The 23,542-nt window shown below is 66.9% G+C and carries 22 protein-coding genes and 1 pseudogene; 14 read left to right on the top strand and 9 right to left on the bottom strand.

What is annotated here, in order from left to right; genetic code table 11:
* Window positions 1-17 precede the first annotated feature (17 nt).
* Entirely contained in the window at window positions 18-959 is a 942-nt protein-coding gene (locus tag EB75_RS11430) for an extracellular catalytic domain type 1 short-chain-length polyhydroxyalkanoate depolymerase (protein WP_073695516.1), read from the top strand.
* Between the two features lie 110 nt (window positions 960-1,069).
* Here EB75_RS11430 and EB75_RS11425 read toward each other — a convergent pair whose 3' ends face one another.
* The 4 genes from EB75_RS11425 to EB75_RS11405 all read right to left on the bottom strand — a co-directional run bounded on the left by EB75_RS11425 (window position 1,070) and on the right by EB75_RS11405 (window position 5,899).
* A complete protein-coding gene (locus tag EB75_RS11425) occupies window positions 1,070-1,906 on the bottom strand; it encodes an alpha/beta hydrolase (RefSeq protein ID WP_073695515.1) in 837 nt (278 codons plus the stop codon).
* Window positions 1,907-1,984: 78 nt separating this feature from the next.
* The gene (locus EB75_RS11420) at window positions 1,985-3,007 is read right to left on the bottom strand and encodes a helix-turn-helix transcriptional regulator (protein WP_142239554.1); all 1,023 of its coding nucleotides are present in this window, start codon (window positions 3,005-3,007) and stop codon (window positions 1,985-1,987) included.
* Window positions 3,008-3,770: 763 nt separating this feature from the next.
* A complete protein-coding gene (locus EB75_RS11410; protein WP_083612167.1) occupies window positions 3,771-5,270 on the bottom strand; it encodes a PE-PPE domain-containing protein in 1,500 nt (499 codons plus the stop codon).
* 137 nt (window positions 5,271-5,407) lie between these two features.
* The gene (locus EB75_RS11405) at window positions 5,408-5,899 is read right to left on the bottom strand and encodes a lipoprotein LpqH (RefSeq protein WP_073695511.1); all 492 of its coding nucleotides are present in this window, start codon (window positions 5,897-5,899) and stop codon (window positions 5,408-5,410) included.
* Between the two features lie 214 nt (window positions 5,900-6,113).
* On the opposite strand from EB75_RS11405, the gene tgt reads away from it, so the two are divergent.
* On the top strand, window positions 6,114-7,304 hold the full coding sequence (gene tgt / locus EB75_RS11400) for a tRNA guanosine(34) transglycosylase Tgt (protein WP_502689362.1): 1,191 nt from the start codon (window positions 6,114-6,116) through the stop codon (window positions 7,302-7,304).
* Here tgt and EB75_RS11395 read toward each other — a convergent pair.
* A complete protein-coding gene (locus tag EB75_RS11395; RefSeq protein WP_142239553.1) occupies window positions 7,301-7,897 on the bottom strand; it encodes a TetR/AcrR family transcriptional regulator in 597 nt (198 codons plus the stop codon). The genes tgt and EB75_RS11395 overlap by 4 nt on opposite strands.
* Window positions 7,898-7,963: 66 nt before the next feature.
* Between EB75_RS11395 and EB75_RS11390 the strand changes: the two genes are divergently transcribed.
* Genes EB75_RS11390 through EB75_RS11380 form a run of 3 tightly spaced genes read left to right on the top strand, consistent with a single transcriptional unit; the run spans window position 7,964 to window position 11,279 of the window.
* Window positions 7,964-9,151, top strand: coding sequence for an FAD-binding domain (locus EB75_RS11390; RefSeq protein WP_073695508.1), 1,188 nt, complete (start codon window positions 7,964-7,966; stop codon window positions 9,149-9,151).
* Window positions 9,152-9,189: 38 nt separating this feature from the next.
* A complete protein-coding gene (locus tag EB75_RS11385; RefSeq protein WP_073695507.1) occupies window positions 9,190-10,419 on the top strand; it encodes a cytochrome P450 in 1,230 nt (409 codons plus the stop codon).
* A 20-nt stretch (window positions 10,420-10,439) separates the two neighbouring features.
* Window positions 10,440-11,279, top strand: coding sequence for an SDR family NAD(P)-dependent oxidoreductase (locus EB75_RS11380; RefSeq protein ID WP_073695506.1), 840 nt, complete (start codon window positions 10,440-10,442; stop codon window positions 11,277-11,279).
* Window positions 11,280-11,293: 14 nt separating this feature from the next.
* On the opposite strand, the gene gluQRS is transcribed toward EB75_RS11380, so the two are convergent.
* The gene (gene gluQRS / locus EB75_RS11375) at window positions 11,294-12,169 is read right to left on the bottom strand and encodes a tRNA glutamyl-Q(34) synthetase GluQRS (RefSeq protein WP_073695505.1); all 876 of its coding nucleotides are present in this window, start codon (window positions 12,167-12,169) and stop codon (window positions 11,294-11,296) included.
* 58 nt (window positions 12,170-12,227) lie between these two features.
* On the opposite strand from gluQRS, the gene EB75_RS11370 reads away from it, so the two are divergent.
* From EB75_RS11370 to EB75_RS11360, 3 genes are read left to right on the top strand one after another with little or no spacing between them, the layout of a single operon-like run.
* A complete protein-coding gene (locus EB75_RS11370; protein WP_073695504.1) occupies window positions 12,228-13,310 on the top strand; it encodes an ATP-dependent DNA ligase in 1,083 nt (360 codons plus the stop codon).
* Window positions 13,310-14,347 carry a non-homologous end-joining DNA ligase gene (gene ligD / locus EB75_RS11365; protein WP_073695503.1) on the top strand — a complete coding sequence of 346 codons (1,038 nt, stop codon included), beginning with the start codon at window positions 13,310-13,312 and terminating at the stop codon, window positions 14,345-14,347. Before EB75_RS11370 ends, ligD begins: the two co-directional genes overlap by 1 nt.
* Window positions 14,348-14,361: 14 nt before the next feature.
* On the top strand, window positions 14,362-15,051 hold the full coding sequence (locus tag EB75_RS11360) for a GAP family protein (protein WP_073695502.1): 690 nt from the start codon (window positions 14,362-14,364) through the stop codon (window positions 15,049-15,051).
* Between the two features lie 122 nt (window positions 15,052-15,173).
* Here the strand turns inward: EB75_RS11360 and cspE are convergent, their stop codons facing one another.
* The gene (cspE, locus tag EB75_RS11355) at window positions 15,174-15,377 is read right to left on the bottom strand and encodes a transcription antiterminator/RNA stability regulator CspE (RefSeq protein WP_073695501.1); all 204 of its coding nucleotides are present in this window, start codon (window positions 15,375-15,377) and stop codon (window positions 15,174-15,176) included.
* Window positions 15,378-15,574: 197 nt separating this feature from the next.
* Between cspE and EB75_RS11350 the strand changes: the two genes are divergently transcribed.
* From EB75_RS11350 to EB75_RS11330, 5 genes are read left to right on the top strand one after another with little or no spacing between them, the layout of a single operon-like run.
* On the top strand, window positions 15,575-17,092 hold the full coding sequence (locus EB75_RS11350; RefSeq protein WP_073695500.1) for an ABC transporter substrate-binding protein: 1,518 nt from the start codon (window positions 15,575-15,577) through the stop codon (window positions 17,090-17,092).
* Complete coding sequence (locus tag EB75_RS11345) at window positions 17,089-18,039, top strand: ABC transporter permease (protein WP_073695499.1); 951 nt, start codon at window positions 17,089-17,091, stop codon at window positions 18,037-18,039. Before EB75_RS11350 ends, EB75_RS11345 begins: the two co-directional genes overlap by 4 nt.
* On the top strand, window positions 18,036-18,875 hold the full coding sequence (locus EB75_RS11340) for an ABC transporter permease (RefSeq protein ID WP_073695498.1): 840 nt from the start codon (window positions 18,036-18,038) through the stop codon (window positions 18,873-18,875). Before EB75_RS11345 ends, EB75_RS11340 begins: the two co-directional genes overlap by 4 nt.
* On the top strand, window positions 18,872-20,446 hold the full coding sequence (locus tag EB75_RS11335; protein ID WP_073695497.1) for a dipeptide ABC transporter ATP-binding protein: 1,575 nt from the start codon (window positions 18,872-18,874) through the stop codon (window positions 20,444-20,446). Before EB75_RS11340 ends, EB75_RS11335 begins: the two co-directional genes overlap by 4 nt.
* Window positions 20,447-20,450: 4 nt before the next feature.
* Window positions 20,451-21,494, top strand: coding sequence for a zinc-binding dehydrogenase (locus tag EB75_RS11330; protein ID WP_073695496.1), 1,044 nt, complete (start codon window positions 20,451-20,453; stop codon window positions 21,492-21,494).
* Between the two features lie 3 nt (window positions 21,495-21,497).
* Here EB75_RS11330 and EB75_RS11325 read toward each other — a convergent pair whose 3' ends face one another.
* Window positions 21,498-21,929, bottom strand: coding sequence for a DUF3887 domain-containing protein (locus tag EB75_RS11325; RefSeq protein ID WP_168176029.1), 432 nt, complete (start codon window positions 21,927-21,929; stop codon window positions 21,498-21,500).
* 105 nt (window positions 21,930-22,034) lie between these two features.
* Between EB75_RS11325 and EB75_RS11320 the strand changes: the two are divergent.
* Window positions 22,035-23,256 (top strand): annotated as a pseudogene (locus EB75_RS11320) (oxygenase MpaB family protein).
* A gap of 3 nt (window positions 23,257-23,259) precedes the next feature.
* Here the strand turns inward: EB75_RS11320 and EB75_RS11315 are convergent.
* A complete protein-coding gene (locus tag EB75_RS11315) occupies window positions 23,260-23,481 on the bottom strand; it encodes a hypothetical protein (protein WP_142239551.1) in 222 nt (73 codons plus the stop codon).
* Window positions 23,482-23,542: the final 61 nt, after the last annotated feature.

Genomic DNA, 23,542 nt, shown 5'->3' with positions numbered 1-23,542 from the left:
GGGTGCACCATGGGAGCATGATCCGTTCGCTACAGCGGGTGTCGACTGCCGTGCTGCTGACTGCTGCGCTGCTCGTGAGCGGAGGTTGTCTCGGCCGCCAGTCGGCGGCGGGCGCCCCGGAAGGTGCGATACCCGTCGGACAGTCGAGTCACTCTGTGCAGGCAGGTGGCGTGACCCGCACCTTCCACCTCTACCGGCCCGACGGGCTCAGCGGCCCGGCGCCACTGGTGGTCATGCTGCATGGCGGCTACGGCGACGGGGCCCAGGCCGAACGCGCCTACAACTGGGACACTCAAGCCGACGGCGGTCACTTCCTCGTCGCCTATCCCGACGGCATGGATCGCGCATGGAACGCCGGAACCTGCTGTGGCGTACCGAAGAACCGCGACGTCGACGACGTCGGGTTCATCACGGCGATGGTCGGTGCCATCGAAGCGCAGACCTCCGTCGATCCGTCACGCGTCTATGTCACCGGCATGTCCAACGGCGCCATGATGGCCTTGCGTCTCGCGTGCCAGACGGACCTGTTCGGCGCCATCGCCCCGGTCGCCGGGACGCTCCTGACCGACTGTGCTCGAGCTGCCCCGACTTCGATCCTGCAGATCCACGGCACCGCGGACGACCGCGTACCCTACGACGGCGGGCCAGGAAAGGCCAGGACATTCACGGGCGCACCGAATGTCGACGGACCGTCGGTGCCGACCGTGAATGCGACCTGGCGTGGCATCGACGCCTGCGCGGCCCCGGTGACCTCCATCTCGGGCGCCGTGACGACACAGACCGCGCAGTGCCCGGGCGGGCGCACCGTCGAACTGATCAGCGTCGCGGATGCGGGCCATCAGTGGCCCGGAGGCGTTCCGAGCCCGCTGGCACAACGGCTGGGTGACCTGCCCCCGCCGTCGACCGCGCTGAACGCCACCCACACCATCTGGGAGTTCTTCGCCGGGCACCATCGCTGACACCTTGGATGTCGATCGGTGTGGTGTACCTACTGGTCCTCGCCCGCGGTCTGCGCGTCCCGCCGCCTGAGCTGTCGCTGGCTGAGTAGGCGTCCGCCAGACTTCGGCAGTCACAGGTTCAAGCCGGTCAGCCACGTGTCGATGCGCTCCGCGACCTTCTCCCACCCGGGTTCGAGCATCATGTCGTGCCCCATGCCCGGGAAGAACTCGGCTTTGGTGTGGTAGGCCCTGGCAGTCGCGCGGACGGTGTGTGCCGTGCAGCAGGCGTCCTCTTCGGCCCCGAGCACCAGCACCGGGTCGTCCACCCGATTCAGGTAGGGACGGCTGGACATCACCCAATCCAGTTCTGCACGAACGCTTTCCGGGCTGAACTGGGCGGTCCACCGGTCGACGTCCGCGGCCGGCGTATGCGACGTGAAGTAGGTCTGCCGGGCCCACCGTGGATCGTGGATCACGTCGCGGTCCTCGCCGGCCAGGGTGCCCATCGTGAGGGCCCAGGGATGACGGCGGATCATCCGCAGGAAAGTTCCCGACGAGTGTCGCGGTGGCACCGAGGCCAGCAGCACCACAGCCGGGGCGCGGTGGGTGTCGAGGTACTTCTCGACGACGAACCCGCCGCTGGAATGTCCGATCAGCACCGGCGCCGTCGGCAGGCTGTTCGCTGCGGCCGCCACGTCGTCGATGTAGTCCTTGATCGAATAGTCCTGGAACGGCTTGTAGACCCCGCTGCCGCCGTGTCCGCTGAGGCTGACGGCGACGGCCCGATAACCGCGGGAGGCGAAGTAGTCGAGGAAGTTCTCGCGCCAGCACCACGCCGCATGTGCTTCCCCATGGACGAACAGCAGTGGGGTGGGATGCGGCGGGGTCGTCTGGCCGACGTCGATGAGTTCCTGCGTGGGTGATTCGTGGCCGACCGGAAGGTCGGGTTCGGTGGCGGTGATGAACATCGGGACCTCCTAGTTCTACAAAGAGGATCCGGCATCAGCCCGGCCAGTACATCGGCTAATTGGCGTATTTGGTTGGCACTACAGGGATATGGCGAGAAGTACGCGTACCAGCTCGGCCTGCCGGTGGGTGCCCGTCTTGTCGAAGATGTGCTGAACGTGAGTGCGGACGGTGCCCGGGGACAGGCACATGGTCTCGGCGATCGGCTTGATCCCGTCGCCCTGCATGAGCCTGATGGCTACCGCTGCTTCGGCCGTCGTCAGCCCGTACAGGCGGCGCAGCAACTCGCCGTCCGGTTGTGGGTGGTGTTCGGGATCGAGGATCAGAACCAGGGCCCGTGAATCGGCGAGGGGCGCCGTCACATGCCGGAACGGCAGGACATGGATGACGTACGGGCGTCGGCCGGATGGCCGTGGGCACAGCAGCGATGTGGTGCCCCGCACCACCTGACCTGTCTGCCCGAGCGCGGCGTTGATGCCGTGCCGCAGCCCCCCGGCTGCGGGCGGATGGGCGAACTCGAAGGATCCGTCGCGGATGGTGAGGCCGTCGTGGCGGCGGATGATGTTCTCCGCCGCGGCGTTGAGGTAACGCACCGCCAAGGCGCTGTCCACCACGGCCATCCCGATGCGGGTCACGTTGTCCATTGCCGACGAGATGTTACGAATCTGGTGGGTGGCCTCGCTGAGGTCGTGCTGGATGCGCAGCGCGCGCTGAAAATGGGGGACCAGCGCCTCGGCCAGTTGGACTCGCTCAGCGGTGTCGAATGGTTCGGAGTACTTCTCGGTGGCGATCAGCCAGGTGGCGGGCGTGGGACCGTCGGTCAAGCGGACGAACAGCCCGTCGTTGAGGTGGTGCGGCCGCATCCAGTCCATGCGGAACTCCGCCTTCGGTTGCAGCTCGGCGAGTTCCTGACAGCTGTGGACGTACCCGACCGGTCCGGCCTCGACTGCCTCGAGGAGGTAGTCGATGTGGCGGTAGTACTCCGCGTATTCGGCCAGGGCGTCGGGCGGGATGGTGGTGCTCTGGGGAGCCCGGCTCACGCTGTCTGCCACCACCAGGGCCGAGCCGCCGGTTGCGCCGAACATGGTGTGGAGTTCGGCCATCGTCGCGGTCCAATGTTCAGGCTGGACCGCTGAGTCGTAGATCGACGAAACTACGCGCGAAAAATCCTCGACCGTGACCACGGCCGGTACTCCCCGACGACTGTTGCGCTCACGTCTGAGGCCTTTCGCGACGTGACTGACCTGCGGCTGCGCCGCAAGTGCCTGCCGAAATCGTAATTCAAGACCAATGGTATGTAAAGTGTTTGCTTGACGCTCGCCGGGAGTGGAATCAGCGGCGTCGAACGTGCGGACAGATCGCGATTCGAGGGGGATCGCGATCTGTGCGCACCGCGGTGTCGGAGCTGGGCCGGAGGATCACTCGCCCGCAGACATGATTCTCCGTTGGCCGAAGTGCTAGGGAAAACCCCTATATGCCTGGTTCGCCGAGTGTCATATCTTTCGTTCATGCGTGCGGCGCAACCGTGCTACCTGGTCGAGTGGTACCACTCGAATTTCTTCGGCCCGATGCTTGCAGAGGCGGCCGCGACGCTCGATGCGGCGGCAGAATCACTGTCGACTGACGGGGCCGCCGTCCGCGTGGCCAGCGTCATTGCGGTACCCCATGACGAGGTGGCGTTCGGCGTTTTGTGGCCGACTCTGCTGACATCGTCACCCGAACATGCAACCAGGCCGGGTTTCCCGCGCAGCGCCTCAGCGCCGCGGCCGATGTCGAGTTTCCGGACTGACGGACAGCTGCAAGAGTCACGTTCGAGATGCTTGGTACGTCGCCCGCCCCGGTTCGTGACGACGTCCTGATCGCGAATCAGGCTGCGGCCGAGCTGGACTCGTTCTTGGCAGTACCCTTCGGCCCGGTCTCGGATCCGCCCTTCGGGTCCGACTTCACCTTCGGGCTGTCGGCGTCCGGGGCCGGCGCGTTCTTCTTTTTCCTGGGCTTGGTGACCTTCACCGGTGGGGTGTCGGGATCGTCCTTCGGCGTCGTGGACTTGGCCGGTGGCGTGTCCTGATCCGCTTGCGGCGTCGGTGATTTCACCTTCGGCTCGTCGGACCCGGTCGGCTTCTGGTCGGGGTCGGACGGCGTGTCCGGCTTGTCCGCCACTTTCTGGCCGACCGTCTGATCGACCTTCAGGTCGGTCTTGTCGTCGGCTTTCTGGTCAGTCTGAGAAGTCGCCGTCGGCTTGTCGTCGACTGTCGCCGCGACCGGCGCCAAAGCCGTCTGCTTCTTGGCGGAAGCATCCAGTGGCGTGACAGTGGGGGTGACTGCCGACGTGGCCGCCAGTGGAGGCAGGTGCAGGTCGGTGACGAAGTTGTTGGCGCCTTCCTGTAGAGCGCCGGGTATCGCGTTCAGCGTCTCGACGATCTTCGACAGCGGCGTGAACAACGAGAACGGCGTCTTCTTGGCCGGATTCAGGTTTTCCCGGTCGGTGTAGCCCATGTCGACCAGCACCCGCAGCAGCGGCTCGACGGCGTCCAGCAGCGGTTTGACCAACGGCGTCAGTCCGATGGCGCCGGCGGCGATGCGCAGCGGCACCAGCAGTGGCAGATCGGGAGTCTTGATGAACACGTAGGTGTCGTGACCGCCTGCGCTGTTGGTCACCGGGGTGACGATGGCGGACGTGGTGCCGGGGATGTACGTGTCGTAGTACGCGTCCGGGTGCGCGAACATGACGCCGAGCGCGCTGTTGGCCAGCGAGAGTGGGTTGAAGTACGCCGGGAAATCGGCGTACGGGTCGTACTCGCGGGTGTAGTACGTGCTGTCGTACTTCGATGGCGCCGCCGGGCCCATGTTGTTGACGATGAACGGCACACTCATGCCGGGGAACCGTTCGAAGATGCCGCCGTTACCGGCGAAGGGCGAACCGATCATCACGAACGACAGCTGCGACGCGGCGGGGCCGGTGTTGTTGGCCAGCAGCCGTCGCTTGGCGAATTCGGCGCCCAACGAGCCCTCCGAATAGCCCGCGACGATCAACTGCTCACCGGGCCGGGCCAGGATGGCGTTGTACACCTTGGGCCCCGAGATGGCGGTGCTCGCCGACAGCTGGATCGACGCCGGGTAGTTGATGGGCAGGTACGTGTAGCCCGGCGGCTTGACGGTGCCGTTGAGCTTGGCAGGGATGTTGGCCGACGTCGGGTCGCCGCGTCCGCCGATACCGATCACGGTGTTCATCAGGTCGACGACGAAACCCGACGTGACGTTGGTGGCCGGGCTCATGAGCAGTGCACAGCACAGCGCGATCAGCAGGAAGACGCGCGGCACACCGCGAACGGATGGACTGGTGGTCGGCCATACCTGGACTGACATCGACGCTCCCCCGACTAGGCGTGAACCGGACGGTACTCCCGCGACCAGGCCTTTAGACGGGAATTTGCAACTTCCCCGGAACGCAGAACGGGTGGTGTTCCGGCTTCCGGAGCACCACCCGTGTCTGTGCGGACCTGCTAGGGGCAGGTCACCTCGATCTCGAAGGGCTTCTTGGCCGGTTCCATCGGGTTGGCCATGTCGACACCGGTCGCGGTGCCGCTGATCTTGTAGGTCTTGCCGTCCTTGGTGGCCTTCGCTTCGCCGCCGGGCACACCGTCGGTGTAGCCCAGGGTGATGCCGCCGACGCTGCCCAGACCGACGGTCTTGACGACCGGCGGGTCGGCGTCGGTCAGGGTGACGCCAAGGCCGCCCGAGGCGTTGCCGATGGCGATGACCACGTTGCCGGCTGCCGTGGTGCAGCCGATCTGGCCCTGGACGTCCTGGGCCTTGCCGTCGATGCTGACCTTCGCAGTGCCGGAGCCTGCACTGGAGTTACCAGCAGCCGACGACGCCGAGGCCGAGGCGGTGGCCGACGAGTCGCCCGACTTCTTCTCATCCTTGGAACAGCCGGTCAGGCCGGCGGCCAGAACCGCGGCGCCAGCGACCGCGACAACCAAACCACGTTTCATAACTTGTGCTCCTCTGTAGTGCGAACCGTCCACGATCGGCGGGTCATCCAGTGCATTATGGGGTTCGCCAACCGGCCATTCATGGTATTCACAGAAAATCTCCATAACGGTCCTGACCTGTTTGTTTCCGCGTTGTTAGCCGGCATTCGGGTGCTGGGCCGGGAATTGATTGAATACAGCGGTGAATTCGCAGTTCTTCGAGGTCACCGCACAGATGCCGGGGCGGCGTGGCCGGGCCGGGGTGATCCACACCCCGCACGGTGACATCCAGACCCCGGCGTTCATTGCCGTCGGCACCGCCGCCACGGTCAAGGGCGTCCTGCCGGAGACCATGAAAGAACTTGGCGCACAGGCACTTCTGGCCAACGCCTACCATCTGTACCTGCAGCCCGGTCCGGATGTGGTGGACGAGGCGGGTGGCCTCGGCGCCTTCATGAACTGGCCCGGGCCGACATTCACCGACAGTGGTGGCTTCCAGGTGATGTCGCTCGGCGTGGGCTTCAAGAAGGTGCTGGCCATGGACACGGCCCGTTTGCAGGCCGACGACATCATCGCCGAAGGCAAAGAACGTCTTGCGCATGTCGACGAGGATGGAGTGACATTCCGGTCGCACCTCAACGGCGACAAACACCGCTTCACGCCCGAGGTGTCGATCGGTATCCAGCACCAGCTGGGAGCGGACATCATCTTCGCGTTCGACGAGCTGACCACGCTGGTGAACACCCGCGCCTACCAGGAACGTTCGGTGGAACGCACCCACCGGTGGGCGGTGCGCTGCCTGGCCGAACATCGTCGCCTGAGCATCGAACGTGCCGGCAAACCGGCTCAGGCGCTGTTCGGGGTGGTGCAGGGGGCGCAGTACGAGGATCTGCGCCGGCAGGCGACCAAGGGCCTCGTCGGGATCGTCGACGACGACGGGCATGGCTTCGACGGGTACGGCATCGGTGGCGCGCTGGAGAAACAGAATCTGGCGACCATCGTCGGCTGGGTCACCGACGAACTGCCCGACGACAAGCCCCGGCACCTGTTGGGCATCAGCGAGCCCGACGACCTGTTCGCCGCGATCGAGGCCGGTGCCGACACCTTCGATTGCGTGTCGCCGTCACGGGTCGCCCGCAATGCCGCGATGTACTCGGCGACGGGCCGCTTCAACGTCACCAACGCGCGGTTCAAACGCGACTTCAATCCCATTGATGCCGAATGTGATTGCTACACCTGCGCGAACTACACGCGGGCGTACCTGCACCACCTGTTCAAGGCCAAGGAGATTCTGGCGTCGACGCTGGGCACCATCCACAACGAACGGTTCATCATCCGGCTCGTCGACCAGATTCGCGCCGCCATCATCGCCGGTGAATTCGACGAGCTGAGGGACCACGTGTTGGGGCGCTACTACCGCGGTTAGTCCGAGAGTACGTCGGTGAGGATGGCTTGTGCTGTCCGGCAGAGTATTTCGGCGGCTTCGTCTTTGCTGATCCTGGCCACGTCAACCAGCCACACGAACGACTCGATGCCCGTCGCCGCGCGGATTGTGATGGCGAGGCGGTGGACGTCGAGGTCGGGGTGGCTGTCGCGGAGGGGGAGCAAGGCGTCCTCGATCCACGGGATTGCATGACCTCGGCGCAATTCCGGCAGTTCGGCGTTGTCGGGCTCGAGTGAGAGTCGCAGTGATGCGCGTAGTTCGGGCTCCCACTCGATGGTGATCCGCAGGCATTCGCGCATCACGAGTTCCAGTCGTTGGTGGGGGTCGTCCGGTGCTGGATCGGGAAGCAGGGAGGTCGCGTCGAGTTCCGGGTGCACCGCGGCCAACAGGGACCGCTGGTTCGGGAAGTATCGATACGCGGTGGTGCGGGAAATGTCGGCGGCGTGGGCAGCGTCCTCGATGGTGGGCAGCAGACCGTGCGCGAGCAGATCGCGAGTCGCGGCCACCAGTGCTGCGCGGGTGCGGGATTTCTGGCTGCGCCGGCCCGTCGACTCATATGGTACTGAGATGCCCATCATGGCATAATAGTCCCATATAGTAATCGAGGGGCTGAACATGACTGTTCCGGAACGGGTTTCGTCATGAGAATTGCTATCAGCGGTGCCGGCGTCGCCGGTCCGACACTGGCCTACTGGTTGTGCCGCGGTGGTCACGAAGTGACGGTGATCGAGAGGTCGCCACAGCTGCGCACCGGCGGTTATGTCATCGACTTCTGGGGTCTGGGATACGACATCGCTGAACGCATGGCCTTGTGCCCGCACCTCGACGTCGCTGGATACCAGGTTGAGGAGGTTCGGTTCGTCGACCACGACGGGCGCCGGGTCGGTGGATTCCCGACTGCGGGCTTCCGGCGGGCGCTCGGCGGCAGGTTCACGAGTGTGCCGCGCGGAGACCTGGCAGCCATGATCCATGGCGCCATCGACAGCGAGGTCGAGACGATCTTCGGCGACACCATCACCGCGGTCAGCCAAGATGATTCGCGCGTGCAGATCGAACTCCAGCGCGGTGGGGCGCGCGAATTCGATCTGCTTGTCGGCGCAGACGGCTTGCACTCACAGGTGCGCCGCTTGGTTTTCGGACCTGATTCGAAGTACGAGCACGAGCTCGGTTTTCGGGTGGCGGCCTTCGAGGCGCGGGGATATCAACCCAGGGATGAACTCGTCTACATGTCGCACGGGCTGCCCGGGCGGATGTTGAGTCGGTTCACGATGCACGATGACCGTGTGATGCTGCTGCTGGTGTTCACCATTGATCAGGTGCGGGGAACAGAGCCGGCCGGAACCGATGAGGTGAAGACTCTCTTGCATGACGTGTTCGACGATGCCGGTTGGGAGAGTCGTCAGATCTTGATGGCACTCGACGGCGCCGACGACGTCTATTACGACCGGGTCTGTCAGATTCGCATGGCCGAGTGGTCCGTGGGACGGATCATGCTGATCGGCGACGCGGCCGCCGCGGTATCGCTGTTGGCCGGGGAGGGCACCGGACTGGCGATGCTCGAGGCCTACGTGCTGGCCGGCGAGTTGGGCCGCGCGGGCGGGGATTTCACTGCCGCATTTGGTCGCTACCAACGGTCGCTGCGTCCGTTCATCGCGGGTAAACAACGAGCTGCGGAGCGATTTGCGTCGTCGTTCGCGCCGAGGAGCGCGCCGGGTGTCTGGGCGCGCAACCAGATGAGCCGACTGCTCGGGATCCGTGGTATCGGTGACTGGATGATTCACCGCCAATTGCACGACGACTTCAGCCTGCCGGACTACGCCTCAAGCTAGCCACCTGCGACGATCCCACTCTGTGCACAATTGCTTGTATGACTGGTGCACCTGGAGTGATCGACCCACAAACGCTGCTTCTGGGGTTGATGGATCCGGGCAACCGGGCTGATCCGTACCCGCTGTACGAGCGATTCCTGGACGCCGGGCCGCTGGCGCTGCCCGATGCCAATCTGGTCGTGTTCCCGGGCTTTGCCGACTGCGACGAGGTGTTGCGGCATCCGGCGTCGGCCAACGACCGGTTGAAGTCGACCGTCACGCAGAAGCAGATCGCCGCCGGGCAGCGGCCCGCAAGGCCTTTCGGTGAACCGGGCTTCCTGTTCCTCGATCCGCCGGACCACACCCGGCTGCGTGGACTGGCGCAGAAGGCGTTCGCGCCCAAGGTGATCAAGGCACTCGAGGCCGACATCGTGACCATGGTCGACGGGCTCCTGGAAGGCGTGACGGGCACCATGGATGTGGTGGCCGACCTGGCCTACCCGCTGCCGGTCGCGGTGATCTGCCGGCTGCTCGGCGTACCGATGGCCGACGAGCCGCTGTTCAGCCGGGCCTCGGCGCTGCTGGCACACGGGCTCGATCCTTTCGTGGCTGTGAACGATGAGACGGCCGAGGACAACAGCGATCTGATGGAGGCCGGCCTCTGGCTGCGCGGGTATCTGCGGGACCTCATCGAGCAGCGGCGTAGCTCGCCGGGGGAGGACCTTATCTCCGCGCTCATCGCCGCCGAGGAGGACGGCGACCAGCTGACCTCCGAAGAGATCGTGGCGACCTGCAACCTGCTGCTGATCGCCGGGCACGAAACGACGGTGAACCTGATCGCCAACGGGGCGCTGGCCATGCTGCGGCACCCGCGGTACTGGGCGGAGTTGGCGGCGGACCCGGCGCGGGCGTCGACCATCGTCGAGGAGACGCTGCGCTTCGACCCGCCCGTGCAGCTCACCAGCCGCGTCGCCGTCCAGGACATCCAGATCGGTGACGTGGCGGTACCGAAGGGCGACATCATGATGCTGCTTCTGGCTGCCGCGCAACGGGATCCGCGCATGTACGACCGGCCCGGCGAATTCGACCCGGACCGCGGCGCCATCAAGCACCTGGCCTTCGGCAAGGGGCCGCACTTCTGCCTCGGCGCACCGTTGGCCCGGTTGGAGGCGTCGGTTGCCCTGTCGGCACTCGCGGCCCGATTCCCGAACGCGCAGTTGGCCGGGGAGCCCGTCTACAAGCCCAATCTGACCTTGCGTGGCCTGGCCACCCTGCCGGTTACCGTCTGAGCCAAGTTACTCTCGCGCGTATGCCTTCAGTTCTTGTCACCGGTGCCGGCCGCGGCATCGGACTGGCCATCACCGAGCACCTGGCCGCGACCGGGTGGGACGTCATCGCCGGGGTGCGCACCGAAGCCGACGCGGCCGCGGTCGTGGCACGGGCCCCGCAGCGGATCTCTGCGGTGATCCTTGACGTCACCTCTGAAGCCGATGTCGCGGCGCTGGCGGCGGCCCTGCCCGACCGGCTGGATGCCGTCGTGAACAATGCGGGCATCGTGGTTGCCGGTCCGGTCGAGACGCTGACGCCCGCGGATTGGCGGAAGCAGTTGGACGTCAACGTGGTTGGCCAGTTCGCCGTGACCGCGGCGCTGCTGCCCAAATTGCGGGAGTCCCGTGGCCGCGTGGTCTTCATCTCGAGCGTCAACGGGCAGCTGTCCTCGCCGATGCTGGGTGCTTACGCGGCGTCGAAGTTCGCGCTGGAAGCCGGCGCTGAAGCGCTGCGAATCGAGTTGCGGCCCTGGGGTGTTCCGGTGGTGGTCGTGGAGCCCGCGCAGACCGACACGGACATGTGGCGCAAGGCCGACGACCTGGTCGTCGAGTTGGAGGCCGGTGTGTCTCCCGCTCAGCACGCGCTATATGACCGGCACATCGCGGGCATGAAGAAGATGATTCCGCTGTCGCAGAAGATGGCGGTCAATCCGGCGAAAGTCGTTGCGGTGGTGGAGGAAGCGCTCACCGCACGGCGTCCCAAGGCGCGGTACGTCGTCGGGTTGGGCCCCAAGCTACAGGCTGCATTTCTGACGAACCTGCCGGCTCCGATGCGAGACTTCATTCTGGCCAAGGTCTTCGGAGTGCCGCGGCGGGTGTAGGTCACCTTGCCTGGCTAGGGCCGGAAAATCCACGGCTTGCGCGGCAGTCTGGCCGGATCGAACTCGGCCAGAATCCCATCGAGTGTGGTGGCGGTGTAGCCCAGCGACGCCGCGATCTGCGCCACCGCGGATTCCGCCCCGATTTCCGAAACCGTGACCGCACCATCGCGTTTGGCCAGCCGCTTCCCGTCGGCGTTGAGCACCAGCGGGACGTGCGCGTAAACGGGCTGCGAATAGCCCAGCAGCGCAGCCAGATACGCCTGCCGCGGAGATGAGGGCAGCAGGTCGTCGCCGCGGACCACCTGGTCGACGCCCTGGGCGGCGTCGTCCACCACGACGGCCAGGTTGTAGGCCGGCACGTTGTCGCCCCGGCGCAGCACGAAGTCGTCGACGACGCCCGTGTACGGTCCGTGCAGCAGATCGGTGACGGTGTATTCGGTTGTGTCCGAACGCAATCGGATGGCCGGCGGTCGACCTGCCGCGCGGCGCTGGGCGCGCTCGTCGGCGCTGAGGTTCCGGCAGGTGCCCGGGTACGCACCCTCCGGCGCATGCGGGGCCCGCGGCGCCTGCAGGATGTCCTTTCTGCTGCAAAAACATTCGAATGTCAGGCCGCGTTCGGTGAGGTCATCGACGACGGCGAGATACCGGCCCTCATGCGAGGCCTGGTATTCGGGCGGTTCGTCCCACGTCAGCCCGACGGCCGCCAGGTGGTCCAGTTGCCGCTGCGCCACATCGGGGAACGTGCGGTCGTCCAGGTCTTCGACACGAACGAGGAAGCGCCGGCCCGTGGACCGCGCGAACAACCACGCCAGTATTGCGGTGCGCACGTTGCCGATGTGCAGATCGGCGGACGGGCTCGGTGCGAACCGGCCGGCGGGGGAATGGGACACGACCGCAATGTAACGCGCCGGGCGATGAGATTGCCCGTCCGCGTCGGTCTAGTTGAGTATGGAAACCGTGGACCTACCCGTGCAGCCACCGATAGACCCGATGTTGGCCAAGGCCGCCGTGAAAGTGCCGGACGAGGCAGGGCTTTGGTCCTACGAGCCCAAATGGGACGGATTCCGGGCCCTGGTGTTCAGGGACGGCGACGAGGTGGTGCTGCAGTCGCGCAACGGTAAAGAGTTGGGCCGGTACTTTCCGGAACTGCTCGCGGCGCTGCGGGACGAGATCGCACCGCGCTGCGTGCTCGACGGCGAGGTGGTGGTGCCGCGCGAGATCAACGGGCGGATCCGGCTGGATTGGGAGTCGCTGAGCCAGCGCATCCATCCCGCGGCCAGCCGGGTGCAGATGCTGGCGGAACAGACCCCGGCGCACTTCATCGGGTTCGACGCGCTGGCCGACGGCGACCGCAGCCTGCTGGCCGAGCCGTTCCGGGTCCGCCGCGCCGTACTGCAGGACCTGGTGAAGGAAAAGCAGTGGTGCCACGTCACCCGGACCACCGAAGACCCCGAAATGGGCGCGCACTGGCTGACGACCTTCGAGGGCGCGGGGCTCGACGGCGTGATCGCCAAACGCCTCGACGGCGCCTACCTGCCGGGCAAGCGCGAGATGGTCAAGGTCAAGCACGCCCGCGATGCGGACTGCGTGGCCATCGGCTATCGCATCCACAAGAGCGGTGAGGGTATCGGGTCGATTCTCCTGGGCCTCTACACCGACGAAGGCAATCTCCACATGGTCGGTGGCGCAGCGTCATTCACCGTCAAGGACCGCATCGCGTTGCTGGCCGAATTGGAGCCACTGCGCACCGGTGACGCTCAGGACGGTGAACCGAGCCGGTGGAACTCGGCGGCCGACAAGACCTGGATTCCGATCCGTCCGGAGCGGGTATGTGAGGTGGCATACGACCAGATGGAGGGAAATACAGACCAGGCGAGCGCAGCGACGGGAAAGGGCCGAGCCGGCAGGCGATTCCGGCACACGGTGAAGTTCCGGCGCTGGCGCCCGGACCGGGATCCGGAGAGCTGCACCTTCGAGCAGCTCGATGTGCCGCTGAACTATGACTTGTACGACGTCCTGGAGAAGAACTGATGGCAAGTGCCGCAGAAGAACTCGACGTCGACGGCGTCGCGGTCCGGTTCACCAACCCCGACAAGGTGTACTTTCCGCAGCTGGGCAGCAAGGGCACCAAACGCACGATGGTCGACTACTACCTGTCAGTCGCCGACCGCATGGTGACCTTGCTGCGGGACCGGCCGACCCACCTGCAACGCTTCCCCGACGGCATCGAGGGTGAGGAGATCTACCAAAAGCGCGTTCCCGTAAAGCATCCCGACTATCTGAAGACCTGCACGGTGACGTTCCCGTCGGGGCGTACCGCCGACGCGCTCAAGGTGACGCACCCGTCGGCCATCATCTGGGCCGCGCAGATGGGCACTATCACGCTGCATCCGTGGCAGGTGCGCTGCCCGGACGTCGAGCACCCCGACGAGCTGCGCATCGACCTGGATCCGCAGCCGGGCACCGGTTTCGCGGAGGCGCGGGAGATTGCGACGGGCGTATTGAAACCGATTCTCGACGAACTCGGCCTGACCGGCTACCCCAAGACCTCCGGCGGTCGGGGTGTGCACGTGTTCGTCCGGATCAAACCGGAGTGGGACTTCATCGCGGTGCGTCGCGCCGGCATCGCGCTGGCGCGGGAAGTGGAACGGCGCGCACCCGACGCGGTGACGACGTCGTGGTGGAAGGAAGAACGCGGCCGGCGGTTGTTCATCGACTACAACCAGAACGCGCGCGACCGGACCTTCGCCTCGGCGTACTCGGTGCGCAAGACGCCGATCGCCACGGTGTCGACACCACTGTCCTGGGCCGAGCTCGCCGACGCCGATCCCGACGACTACACCATGGCCACCGTGCCGAATCTGCTTGCGCAGCGCGATGATCCGTGGGCCGGCATCGACGACGTCGCACACTCCCTGGAGCCGCTGCTCGAGATGGTGCAGGCCGACGAGGACCGCGGGCTCGGGGATCTGCCGTATCCACCGAACTATCCGAAGATGCCGGGTGAGCCGAAGCGGGTGCAACCGAGCAAGGACCGCGATTTGAAGGGGCAGCACGCCGACGACTAGGTAGATTGCTGCCCATGACTGGAAGCTGGGGCACCGTTTTGACCGGGCTCGTTCCGCTCGGGCTGGTGGTCGCCCTGTCGCCGATCACCGTCATCCCTGCGGTGTTGGTCCTGCAGGCGTCGCGGCCCCGGCCCACGGGCCTGGCGTTCCTCGCCGGCTGGACGGTCGGCCTCGCCGCGGTGATCGCGGTGTGCGTTCAGTTGTCGCATTCGCTGAGCGGCGCGCACCACGGCCACAAGGAGCCACCGGAGTGGGCGTCGTGGCTGCGGGTGGTGCTGGGTGCCGCGCTCATCGTCTTCGGCATCTATCGCTGGTTCACCCGGCACAGCAGCACCGATTCGCCCGGCTGGATGAAGAAGGTTGCGACCGTCACCCCGGCGCGTGCGGCAGTGATGGGCACGGCGCTCGTGCTGGTGCGCCCGGACGTCATCTTGATCTGCGTGCCGGCAGGGTTGGCGATCGGGACCGCAGGGCTCGGGCTCGAGGGTGACTGGCTGGCCGCGGCGTTCTTCGTCATCGTCGCGGCGTCGACGGTGGCGATTCCGACGCTGGCCTACGCGGCTGCCGGTGCCCGGTTGGACGACACGATGAGGCGGCTCAAGGATTGGATGGAGACGAACAACGCCGCGTTGATGGCCGTGATCATGGTCGTCATCGGCGCGATGGTGCTCCATAACGGCGCGCGTGCGCTCGGCTGGCTGTGAGCCGGCACGCCGCCGTACGAATGCCCAGGTCAGAAGCCTGAGCATCCGTCGACAGTGTGGAGAAAGATTTGTGGGCTGGTGCGAAGCGTTCCGCACCAGCCCACTGAGCTTTGGGGGCTCAGTTAGATCGCGGTGACTCCGGTCGCAGCGGGGCCCTTGCTGCCCTGACCGACCTCGAACTCCACGCGCTGGCCCTCGTCGAGGGTGCGGAATCCGTTGCTACGGATCTCCGAGTAGTGGACGAACAGATCCTTGCTGCCGTCGTCCGGAGTGATGAAGCCGAAGCCCTTCTCACTGTTGAACCATTTCACAGTTCCCTGTGGCATATACCAACTTCTCTCATGTAGAGCAGGACGTTAGGAAGAAAACGTCCGCCCGGCATCGTAGCTCAGTGGGTTACCTGTCTGCACCCTGAACTGCACATATCGATGCCAGGTGTGAACCGGCACACCGCTGGGTACAGCCACTGCAGGAGTGCGCCGGCCTCCCACCGCATGCCGGCCCCGGCCCGGAAGTGACGGACATGCGACTGGTTGCGGCCGTGCTCGCTGTCATTTCTGTCCTTCTTGCAGCGGCTTGTTCGCCTGCCCAGCGCGTCGATCTGGGCCGGGACGCGGGCTATCTGATTGCTGCCATCTCGGGCGAACCCGACCAGCTCGACCCGCAGAAGACCAGCGCGTACTTCTCGTTCGAAGTGCTGGAGAACGTCTTCGACACCCTGGTGGAACCTGACGCCGCGCTCACCATGCGGCCGGCGCTGGCTCAATCGTGGGACGTCGCGCCCGATCAGCTGACCTGGACGTTCCATTTGCGGCCCGGGGTGACGTTCCACGACGGCAGCCCGCTCACCGCGTCCGACGTCGTCTACTCGTACCGGCGCATCATCGACGGCAAGCTGGCCAATGCCGACAAGTTCAGCGCCGTCACCGGCGTCACCGCCACCGACGACCACACGGTCCGGATCACCGTCGCGCACCCCACGCCGAACCTGCTGACCAATCTCGGCGGGTTCAAGGGCATGGCCATCGTGCAGCGCCGCAACGTCGAGGACGGGCAGATCGCGAGCCACCCGATCGGCACCGGGCCGTTCGCCTTCGTGAACCAGCGCAGCGGCGATGCAATCACGCTGCGCGCAAATCCGCGGTACTGGGCCGGTGCCCCGCGGATTCCGGGCGTGACGTTCCGCTTCATCAGCGAACCGTCGACGGCGCTGTCGGCGCTGCAGGCCGGCGAAATCGACTGGACCGACACGGTGCCCCCGCAGCGGGTGGCGGGGCTGCGGGGCGACGATTCGATCCACCTCGCGGTGACGCCGAGCAACGACTACTGGTACCTGGCCCTCAACCAGGCCCGGCCGCAGTGGCAGGACGTGCGGGTGCGGCAGGCCATCGCGTACGCCATCGACCGGGCCTCCATCGTGCAGGCGACCAGTTACGGCGCGGCGCAGGCCAATCAACTCGCCATTCCGCAGGGCAACCCGTGGTACACGCCGTATGACCGGTACCGCTACGACATCGGCGAGGCCGGTCGACTGCTGGCGCAGGCCGGTGCCGCCCCGGCCGCCATGGATCTGCTGGTCACCAGTGAGTACCCGCAGACCGTCACGGCCGCCCAGGTGATCGCCGACAACCTTGCGCCGTTGGGTATCCGGGTCACCATCCGGACCGTCGACTTCGCCACCTGGCTCGACGAACAGCACAACGGACACTTCGACATGTTGATGATGGGCTGGCTCGGCAACATCGATCCCGACGATTTCTACTACGCGCAGCACCACACCGGCGGAGCCAGTAACGCCCAGAAGTTCTCCGACCCGCGCGTCGACGCGCTGCTGGACGCCGGCCGCACGGAGACGGATCAGCAAGTGCGACACCAGGATTACGCGCAGGCCGCGACGCTCATCGCCGATCAGGTCAGCTATCTCTACCTGTACAACCCCGCGGTGGTGCAGGCGTGGTCGCCGAAGCTCACGGGGTATGAGGCGCGGCGCGACAAGGCAATTCGGTTCCGGGACGCGGTGCTCGGCGGTGGCCGGCCATGATCATCCTGCGGTTCCTGGCCCGCCGGCTCGTCTACTCACTGGTGGTCCTGGTGGGCGTACTCATCGTGGTGTTCGCCCTGGCCCATCTGGTCCCCGGTGACCCGGTGCGCATCGCCTTGGGGACGCGGTACACGCCCGAGGCGTACGACGCCCTGCGCCACGCAAGTGGTCTGGATCGGCCACTGCCCGCCCAATTCGTCAGCTACCTCGGCCATGCCGCGACGGGCAATCTCGGTGTCAGCTTCCGCAGTGGCGACCCCGTGGCGCAGGTGCTGGCCGAACGGTTGCCGGCCACCGTCTCGCTGGCCGTCGTCGGGATCGTGCTGGCTTTGGTGATCGCCCTACCCGCCGGGATCTACGCCGCCACGCACGAGGGCCGGATCAGTGACGTGATCGTCCGGGTGACAAGCCAATTCGGAGTATCCGTCCCGGACTTCTGGCTGGGCATCCTGCTCATCTCGCTGTTCTCCACGACATTGGGCTGGTTGCCGACATCGGGCTACCGGCCGCTGTTCGACGATCCGGCGGGCTGGCTGCGCCACGTGATCCTGCCGGGCGTCACCGTGGGCCTGGTGGCCGCGGCGATCATGACGCGCTACGTGCGCTCAGCGGTGCTGGAGGTGTCCGCGATGGGTTATGTGAGAACCGCGCGCTCGAAAGGCCTACCGCCGCGGGTCATCACGCTGCGGCACGTCGTCCGCAATGCCCTGGTGCCGATCCTCACCATCACCGGTATCCAGCTGGCGACCATCCTCGGCGGCGTCATCGTCGTCGAAGTGGTGTTCGCCTGGCCGGGGTTGGGGCGGTTGGTCTACCTGTCGGTGGCCGCGCGCGACTATCCCGTCATCCAGGGCGCGGTGCTGCTGATCGCGGTCCTGTTCCTGGCGGTCAATCTGGTGGTTGATGTGCTGTATGCCCTTGTCGATCCACGGATTCGGCTGTCATGAAACTGCCCAGCAATCCCGTCACGGTGCTCAGCGCCGCCGTTGTGGTCGTGGCCGTCGTCGTCGCTGTCGGCGCCACCTGGCTGGTGCCGTATGGCATCAACGACGTGGACGTACCGCAGGCATTGCGACCGCCGAGCGGCGCGCACTGGTTCGGCACCGACGAACTGGGACGCGATGTGCTGTCCCGGGTACTGGCGGGGCTGCAGGCGTCGATGACGGTCGCTGTCGTCAGCGTGGCGTGCGCGGCGGTGGTCGGCATCGCGCTGGGTCTCGGTGCCGGGTACCGCGGCGGCTGGGTGGACACCGTGGTGATGCGGGTCGTCGACGTGATGTTCGCGTTCCCGGTGCTGCTGCTGGCCATGGCGATCGTCGCGGTGCTCGGGCCGGGCCTGGCCACCACCATTGCCGCGATCAGCGTCGTCTACGTGCCGATCTTCGCGCGGGTGGCGCGGGCCAGCACGCTGGCGGTGCGGGAGGAGCCTTACGTCGCGGTGTCGCGCACCATGGGCACCGGCACGGGCTACATCCTGGTCCGGCACGTCCTGCCCAATATCACCGGACCGCTCATCGTCCAGACGTCACTGTCGCTGGCGTTCGCCATCCTGTCCGAGGCCGCGCTGTCCTTCCTGGGCCTCGGCATCCAGCCGCCGCAGCCCTCCCTGGGCCGCATGATCTTCGACTCGCAGGGCTTCGTCACGCTGGCCTGGTGGATGGCGGTGTTCCCCGGCGCGGCGATCGTCGTCATCGTGCTGGCCTGCAACCTGCTGGGTGACGGGTTGCGTGACGTCCTGGATCCCAAGCAGCGCAACATGATCGAGGCGCGGAGGCGCTCGTGATCCTGGCCGTCGATGAGCTACGTGTGCGGATCGGGCGCAGCGAGATCGTGCGCGGTGTCTCGCTGGAGGTCGAGCGCGAGCAGACGCTCGGCATCGTCGGCGAATCGGGTTCCGGGAAGACGACGACGGTGCTGGCCGCCACCGGACTGCTCGACGCGCCCGGCGCGGTCGTCACCGGATCGAGTGTCCTTGCCGGACAACAGGAACTCGTCGGTGCCCCGGCGCGGACGTTGCGCCGCGTGCACGGCGGACGGATCGGCTTCGTCTTCCAGGATCCGGGGACGTCACTGAACCCGCTCCTGACGGTGGAACGACAGATCACCGAATCGCTTGCGACGCACAAGAATCTGACCCGTCGACAGGCCCGGGCACGAGCCCTGCAGCTGTTGGATGCGGTGGGGCTGCCGGACCCGGGGCAGCGGCTGCGCAGCTATCCGCATCAACTCTCCGGCGGGCAGCGCCAGCGGGTGATGATCGCGATCGCCTTGGCCTGCGATCCGGAACTGCTCATCGCCGACGAGCCGACGACGGCGCTGGACGTCACCACCCAGGCGCAGATCATCGCCCTGGTGCGGGAGTTGCAGCGCGAGTTCGGCACCGCGGTGGTCTGGATCAGTCACGACCTCGGGGTCATCGGTGAGGTCGCCGACACGGTCACGGTGCTGCGCGGCGGGGAGACCGTCGAGCAGGCGCCCGTCGACACGATCTTCGAGGCCCCGAGCCAGTCCTACACCGGCGAATTACTCGATGCCAGAACGGTTTTGGGGCACCCGCTGCGCGACGTCCCCGACACCGAGCCGCTGCTCGACGTCTCGGGGCTGGACGTCCGGTTCCCCGTCACCACACCGACGGGCCGGCTGGTCGTCCATGCGGTGAAGGACGTGTCGTTCCGCATCCGGCGGGGGACGACGCTCGGTCTGGTGGGGGAGTCGGGGTCGGGGAAGTCGACCGTGGCCGCTGCGCTGACCGGTCTGGTCAAACCCGACGGTGGCCGGGCTCTGCTGGGCGGCACCGATGTCTTGGCGGTCGGGCGCCGCGATCGCAAGGCCGTGCGTCGCCGCATCGGCCTGGTGTTCCAGGACTCGTTTTCATCGCTGAATCCCCGTATCCCGGTGGGTGTTTCGATCGCCGAGCCGTTGCCGCGCGCCAAGGACCGGCAGGCGCGGGTGGCCCAACTGCTCGATTCTGTCGAGCTGCCGTCGACCTACGCTCAGCGCTATCCCCACGAACTGTCCGGCGGTGAGCGGCAGCGCGTCAACATCGCCCGCGCGCTGGCACTGCAGCCCGAGCTGCTGATCCTCGACGAGGCCACGGCGTCGCTCGACGTGTCGGTGCAGGCCACGGTGCTGGATCTGCTGGCGCGGCTGCAGCAGGAGCGTGGCCTGACTTACCTGTTCATCGGCCACGACCTCGCGGTGATCGAGCGGGTGAGTCACGACGTCCTGGTGCTGCGCGGTGGTGAAGCGGTGGAATACCGCTCTGCCGCAGAGCTGTTCGCGCACCCGGAGCATGAGTACACCCGGGCGTTGCTCGCTGCGGTGCCTCCGGCGCGTCCGGGCGTGCGACGATGACTTGATGCGTGCGGTGATCTTCGAGCAGTTCGGCGGGCCGGTGGACGTCCGGTCGGTCCCGGACCCGACGCCGTCGCCCGGCGGTGTGGTGGTGCAGGTGCACGCGACGGGGTTGTGCCGCAGCGACTGGCACGCCTGGGCCGGCCACGACGACGGCGTCGCACTCCCGCACGTGCCCGGCCATGAACTGGTCGGCGAAGTGGTCGCGGTCGGTGCCGACGTCCGGCGCTGGCGGGTCGGTGACCGGGTCACCACGCCATTCGTGTGCGGGTGTGGCACCTGTGAGTGGTGCACTACCGGGCAGGCCCAGGTGTGCCCCGATCAGACTCAGCCGGGTTTCACCCATTGGGGCTCGTTCGGCGAATATGTGGCCCTGCACGCCGCGGACACGAATCTTGTTGCGGTATCGGAAGATATCGACGACGCCGCGGCAGCGGCGCTGGGGTGCCGGTTCGCCACCGCCTACCGCGCACTACGGGCCCGCGCCGACGTCAAGCCCGGCGAGTGGGTCACGGTGATCGGCGTCGGGGGCGTGGGCCTCAGTGCCGTCCAGGTGGCGGCTGCCGCCGGCGCCAACGTCATTGCCGTCGACCGCACGCCGGCCGCCCTGGAGCTGGCGCGGACCCTCGGTGCCACCGAGACCGTCCTCGCCAACGGCGGTGGCGTGCCTGCCACGGTGCATGACCTGACCGGCGGTGGCAGTCACGTCGCGGTCGACGCGGTGGGTACGGCGGGGACGTGTGCCGACGCCATCCACAGCTTGCGACGGCAGGGGCGCCACGTTCAGGTCGGACTGTTGCCCAACGTCGACGGGCATCCGCAGGTGCCCATGGACCGGGTAATCGCTTGGGAATTGGATGTTTTGGGCTCGCACGGCATGGCCAGCGCGGACTACCCCGAGATGCTCGACCTGGTCGCCGCAGGCAGTCTGCGCCCACAGGCACTGGTCGAGCGGGTGGTGGGGCTGGCCGAAGGCGCGCGCCTGCTGCCCGAGTTCGGCGCCGCGAGCCCCGTCGGCGTCACCCTGATCGACCCGCGGCAGCCCTGACGATCAGGGGACCGGAACGCCTTCCCTGAGGAAGTACACGCCCGCGATGGTGCCGTCCGGGTGAATCTTCACCCGGAACTGGCCGGGCATGCGGTCCATCTGCAGCGGGACGTTGACGACGGTGAGGTCGCCGCGGGGCGTGTCCTCGGGACCGCCGTGGGACTGGAATGCCCCGAACGTGCGCTGGTAACCGTCCCACACCTGCTGTAATGCCTTGGGGGACAACCGCTTCTGCAGTTCCGGGTCGAACCTGGCGGTGACGGCGGCGTAGTTGCCCGCCGCGATGTCGTCGATGGCCGTCAGTGCCACCTGATCGGGGGCGTCGGCGGCCGTCGCGATCGGAGCCGCGCCGAGTGTGATCCCGGCGCCGATCCCGAGTGCCGTGAAGGCCGCCGCAAGTCGCGTTGTGTGCATGTTCTGTTCTCCCCGCCGCATGAGCATCAGCGTATGCGTTCGGGCGCCGTTTGCCATTGACGAGACCCCGGGTACCGCCTAGTTTTGACTACACACGTTGTCAACGGTGACAAGGAGTTGAGCACGATGTCTCTGCCGATCCCGGCGCGCCATCCCGACCGGCCGCAACCTGTGCCCGCGGCGATCAGTTCGTTCGCCGCGATGCTGGCCATCGGGAAACCCGATGCGGCGGGGTGGCAGCGCCTGGGCGAGCGCCTCAATGTCGGTGACGAACCCATGGATTCATTGGTCGCCTGGATGTCGGAGGCGGGGATGAAGCAGGTGCGCCCGCTGTTCGACAGGGCGTTGGCCGGCGGCATCGCCGGCGTGCCGGAGGCGCCGGAGCCCCTGCGCCGGTTCTTCGAATCGGTCGAGGCCACGCCTGCCTGGGTCGACCCCGAAGCACTGCGGGTCGGGCAGCGCGCATTGCGCCGTGGCGGCGCCGACGGCATGTACATCGCCCGGGACGTGGCACTGCTGGGCGGCTACCAGTTCTCCGGCTTCAACCAGACGCTGCTGCGGACCGGAGCCCTGGAAAAGGGCTCCAACCAGCGGTTTGCCGAGACCCTGCAGTGGGCTCTCGATGTCATCGACGACGGTGGGCTGGAGAAGTTCGGTTCCGGGTACCGGTCCACGATCCATGTCCGCTTCGTGCACGCGATGGTGCGCAAACATGTGCAGGCGCTGCCGGACTGGCGCGCCGAGCAGTGGGGCCTGCCGGTCAATCAGACCGACATGGCAGCCACGCTGGTCGGCGCGCTGATCGCTCCGGTTCTCGGTGGCCTGGCCATGGGCATCATGACCACGCCCGCCGAACTGAGCGCCATCGCGCACCTCACGCGGTACGTGGGCTGGCTGATGGGCGTGCAGGACGAATGGCTGCCGCGGTCCTTCCGGGACAGCGTCCGCATCCTCTATCACACGTCCACTGCGCTGGCCGTCGCCGACGAGACCACCAGACAGCTGTCGGTACCGATGGCACGTGACCCGCTGAGCTGGCATTACCGCGGTGCCGCAGGCATCCGCCGGCGGCTGGCGTGGGCGCAGCACCTGTCGGTCACGACGGCCTTCCTGGGGCCGCGGGTGATGCGCACGCTGGGGCTGCCGGCCTACATGCCGCCGTGGTACCCGGCGCTGGCGCATCCCCGTCAACGGCGTCCGCAGCATCGCCGCGCTGGTGCTGCCGGGCGGTTCGGACCGCGCGGCCGAGCGTGGTTTGCGAGAGCAGAAGGCCCTGCTGCGCACCATGATCGGCGGGGATCAGGCGACCATCGGGGCGTCCGCATCCCACTTGCGTGGAGTGGCTTGAGCGCTAGCGCAGTGTGGCGACGGTGGCGACGCGCGCGGGATTGAGCGGAGCCGGATTGCGCCAGGCGTGGCTGCCGGCCATCAACGCGACGGTCAATGCCTCCAGGAGGCCGACCACGACGACAGGCCACAGGGCGCCGGCCAGAATGCTGGTGATGATCGGGCGGTCAGGTGGTTGCTCGCTGCAGCTCATCCGGCGCCCGAGCAGATACGTCACCAGAGTCACCACAGCCCAAGCTGCTATGTACGCCTCCACGTAGAGGTGGACCACTGGGCTTCTCCCTTTG

The organism is Mycobacterium sp. ST-F2 (assembly GCF_001905655.1).
Classification (GTDB): domain Bacteria; phylum Actinomycetota; class Actinomycetes; order Mycobacteriales; family Mycobacteriaceae; genus Mycobacterium.
The sequence above is the reverse complement of the archived record's forward strand: the minus strand, read 5'-3'. Positions and strand labels throughout refer to the sequence as shown.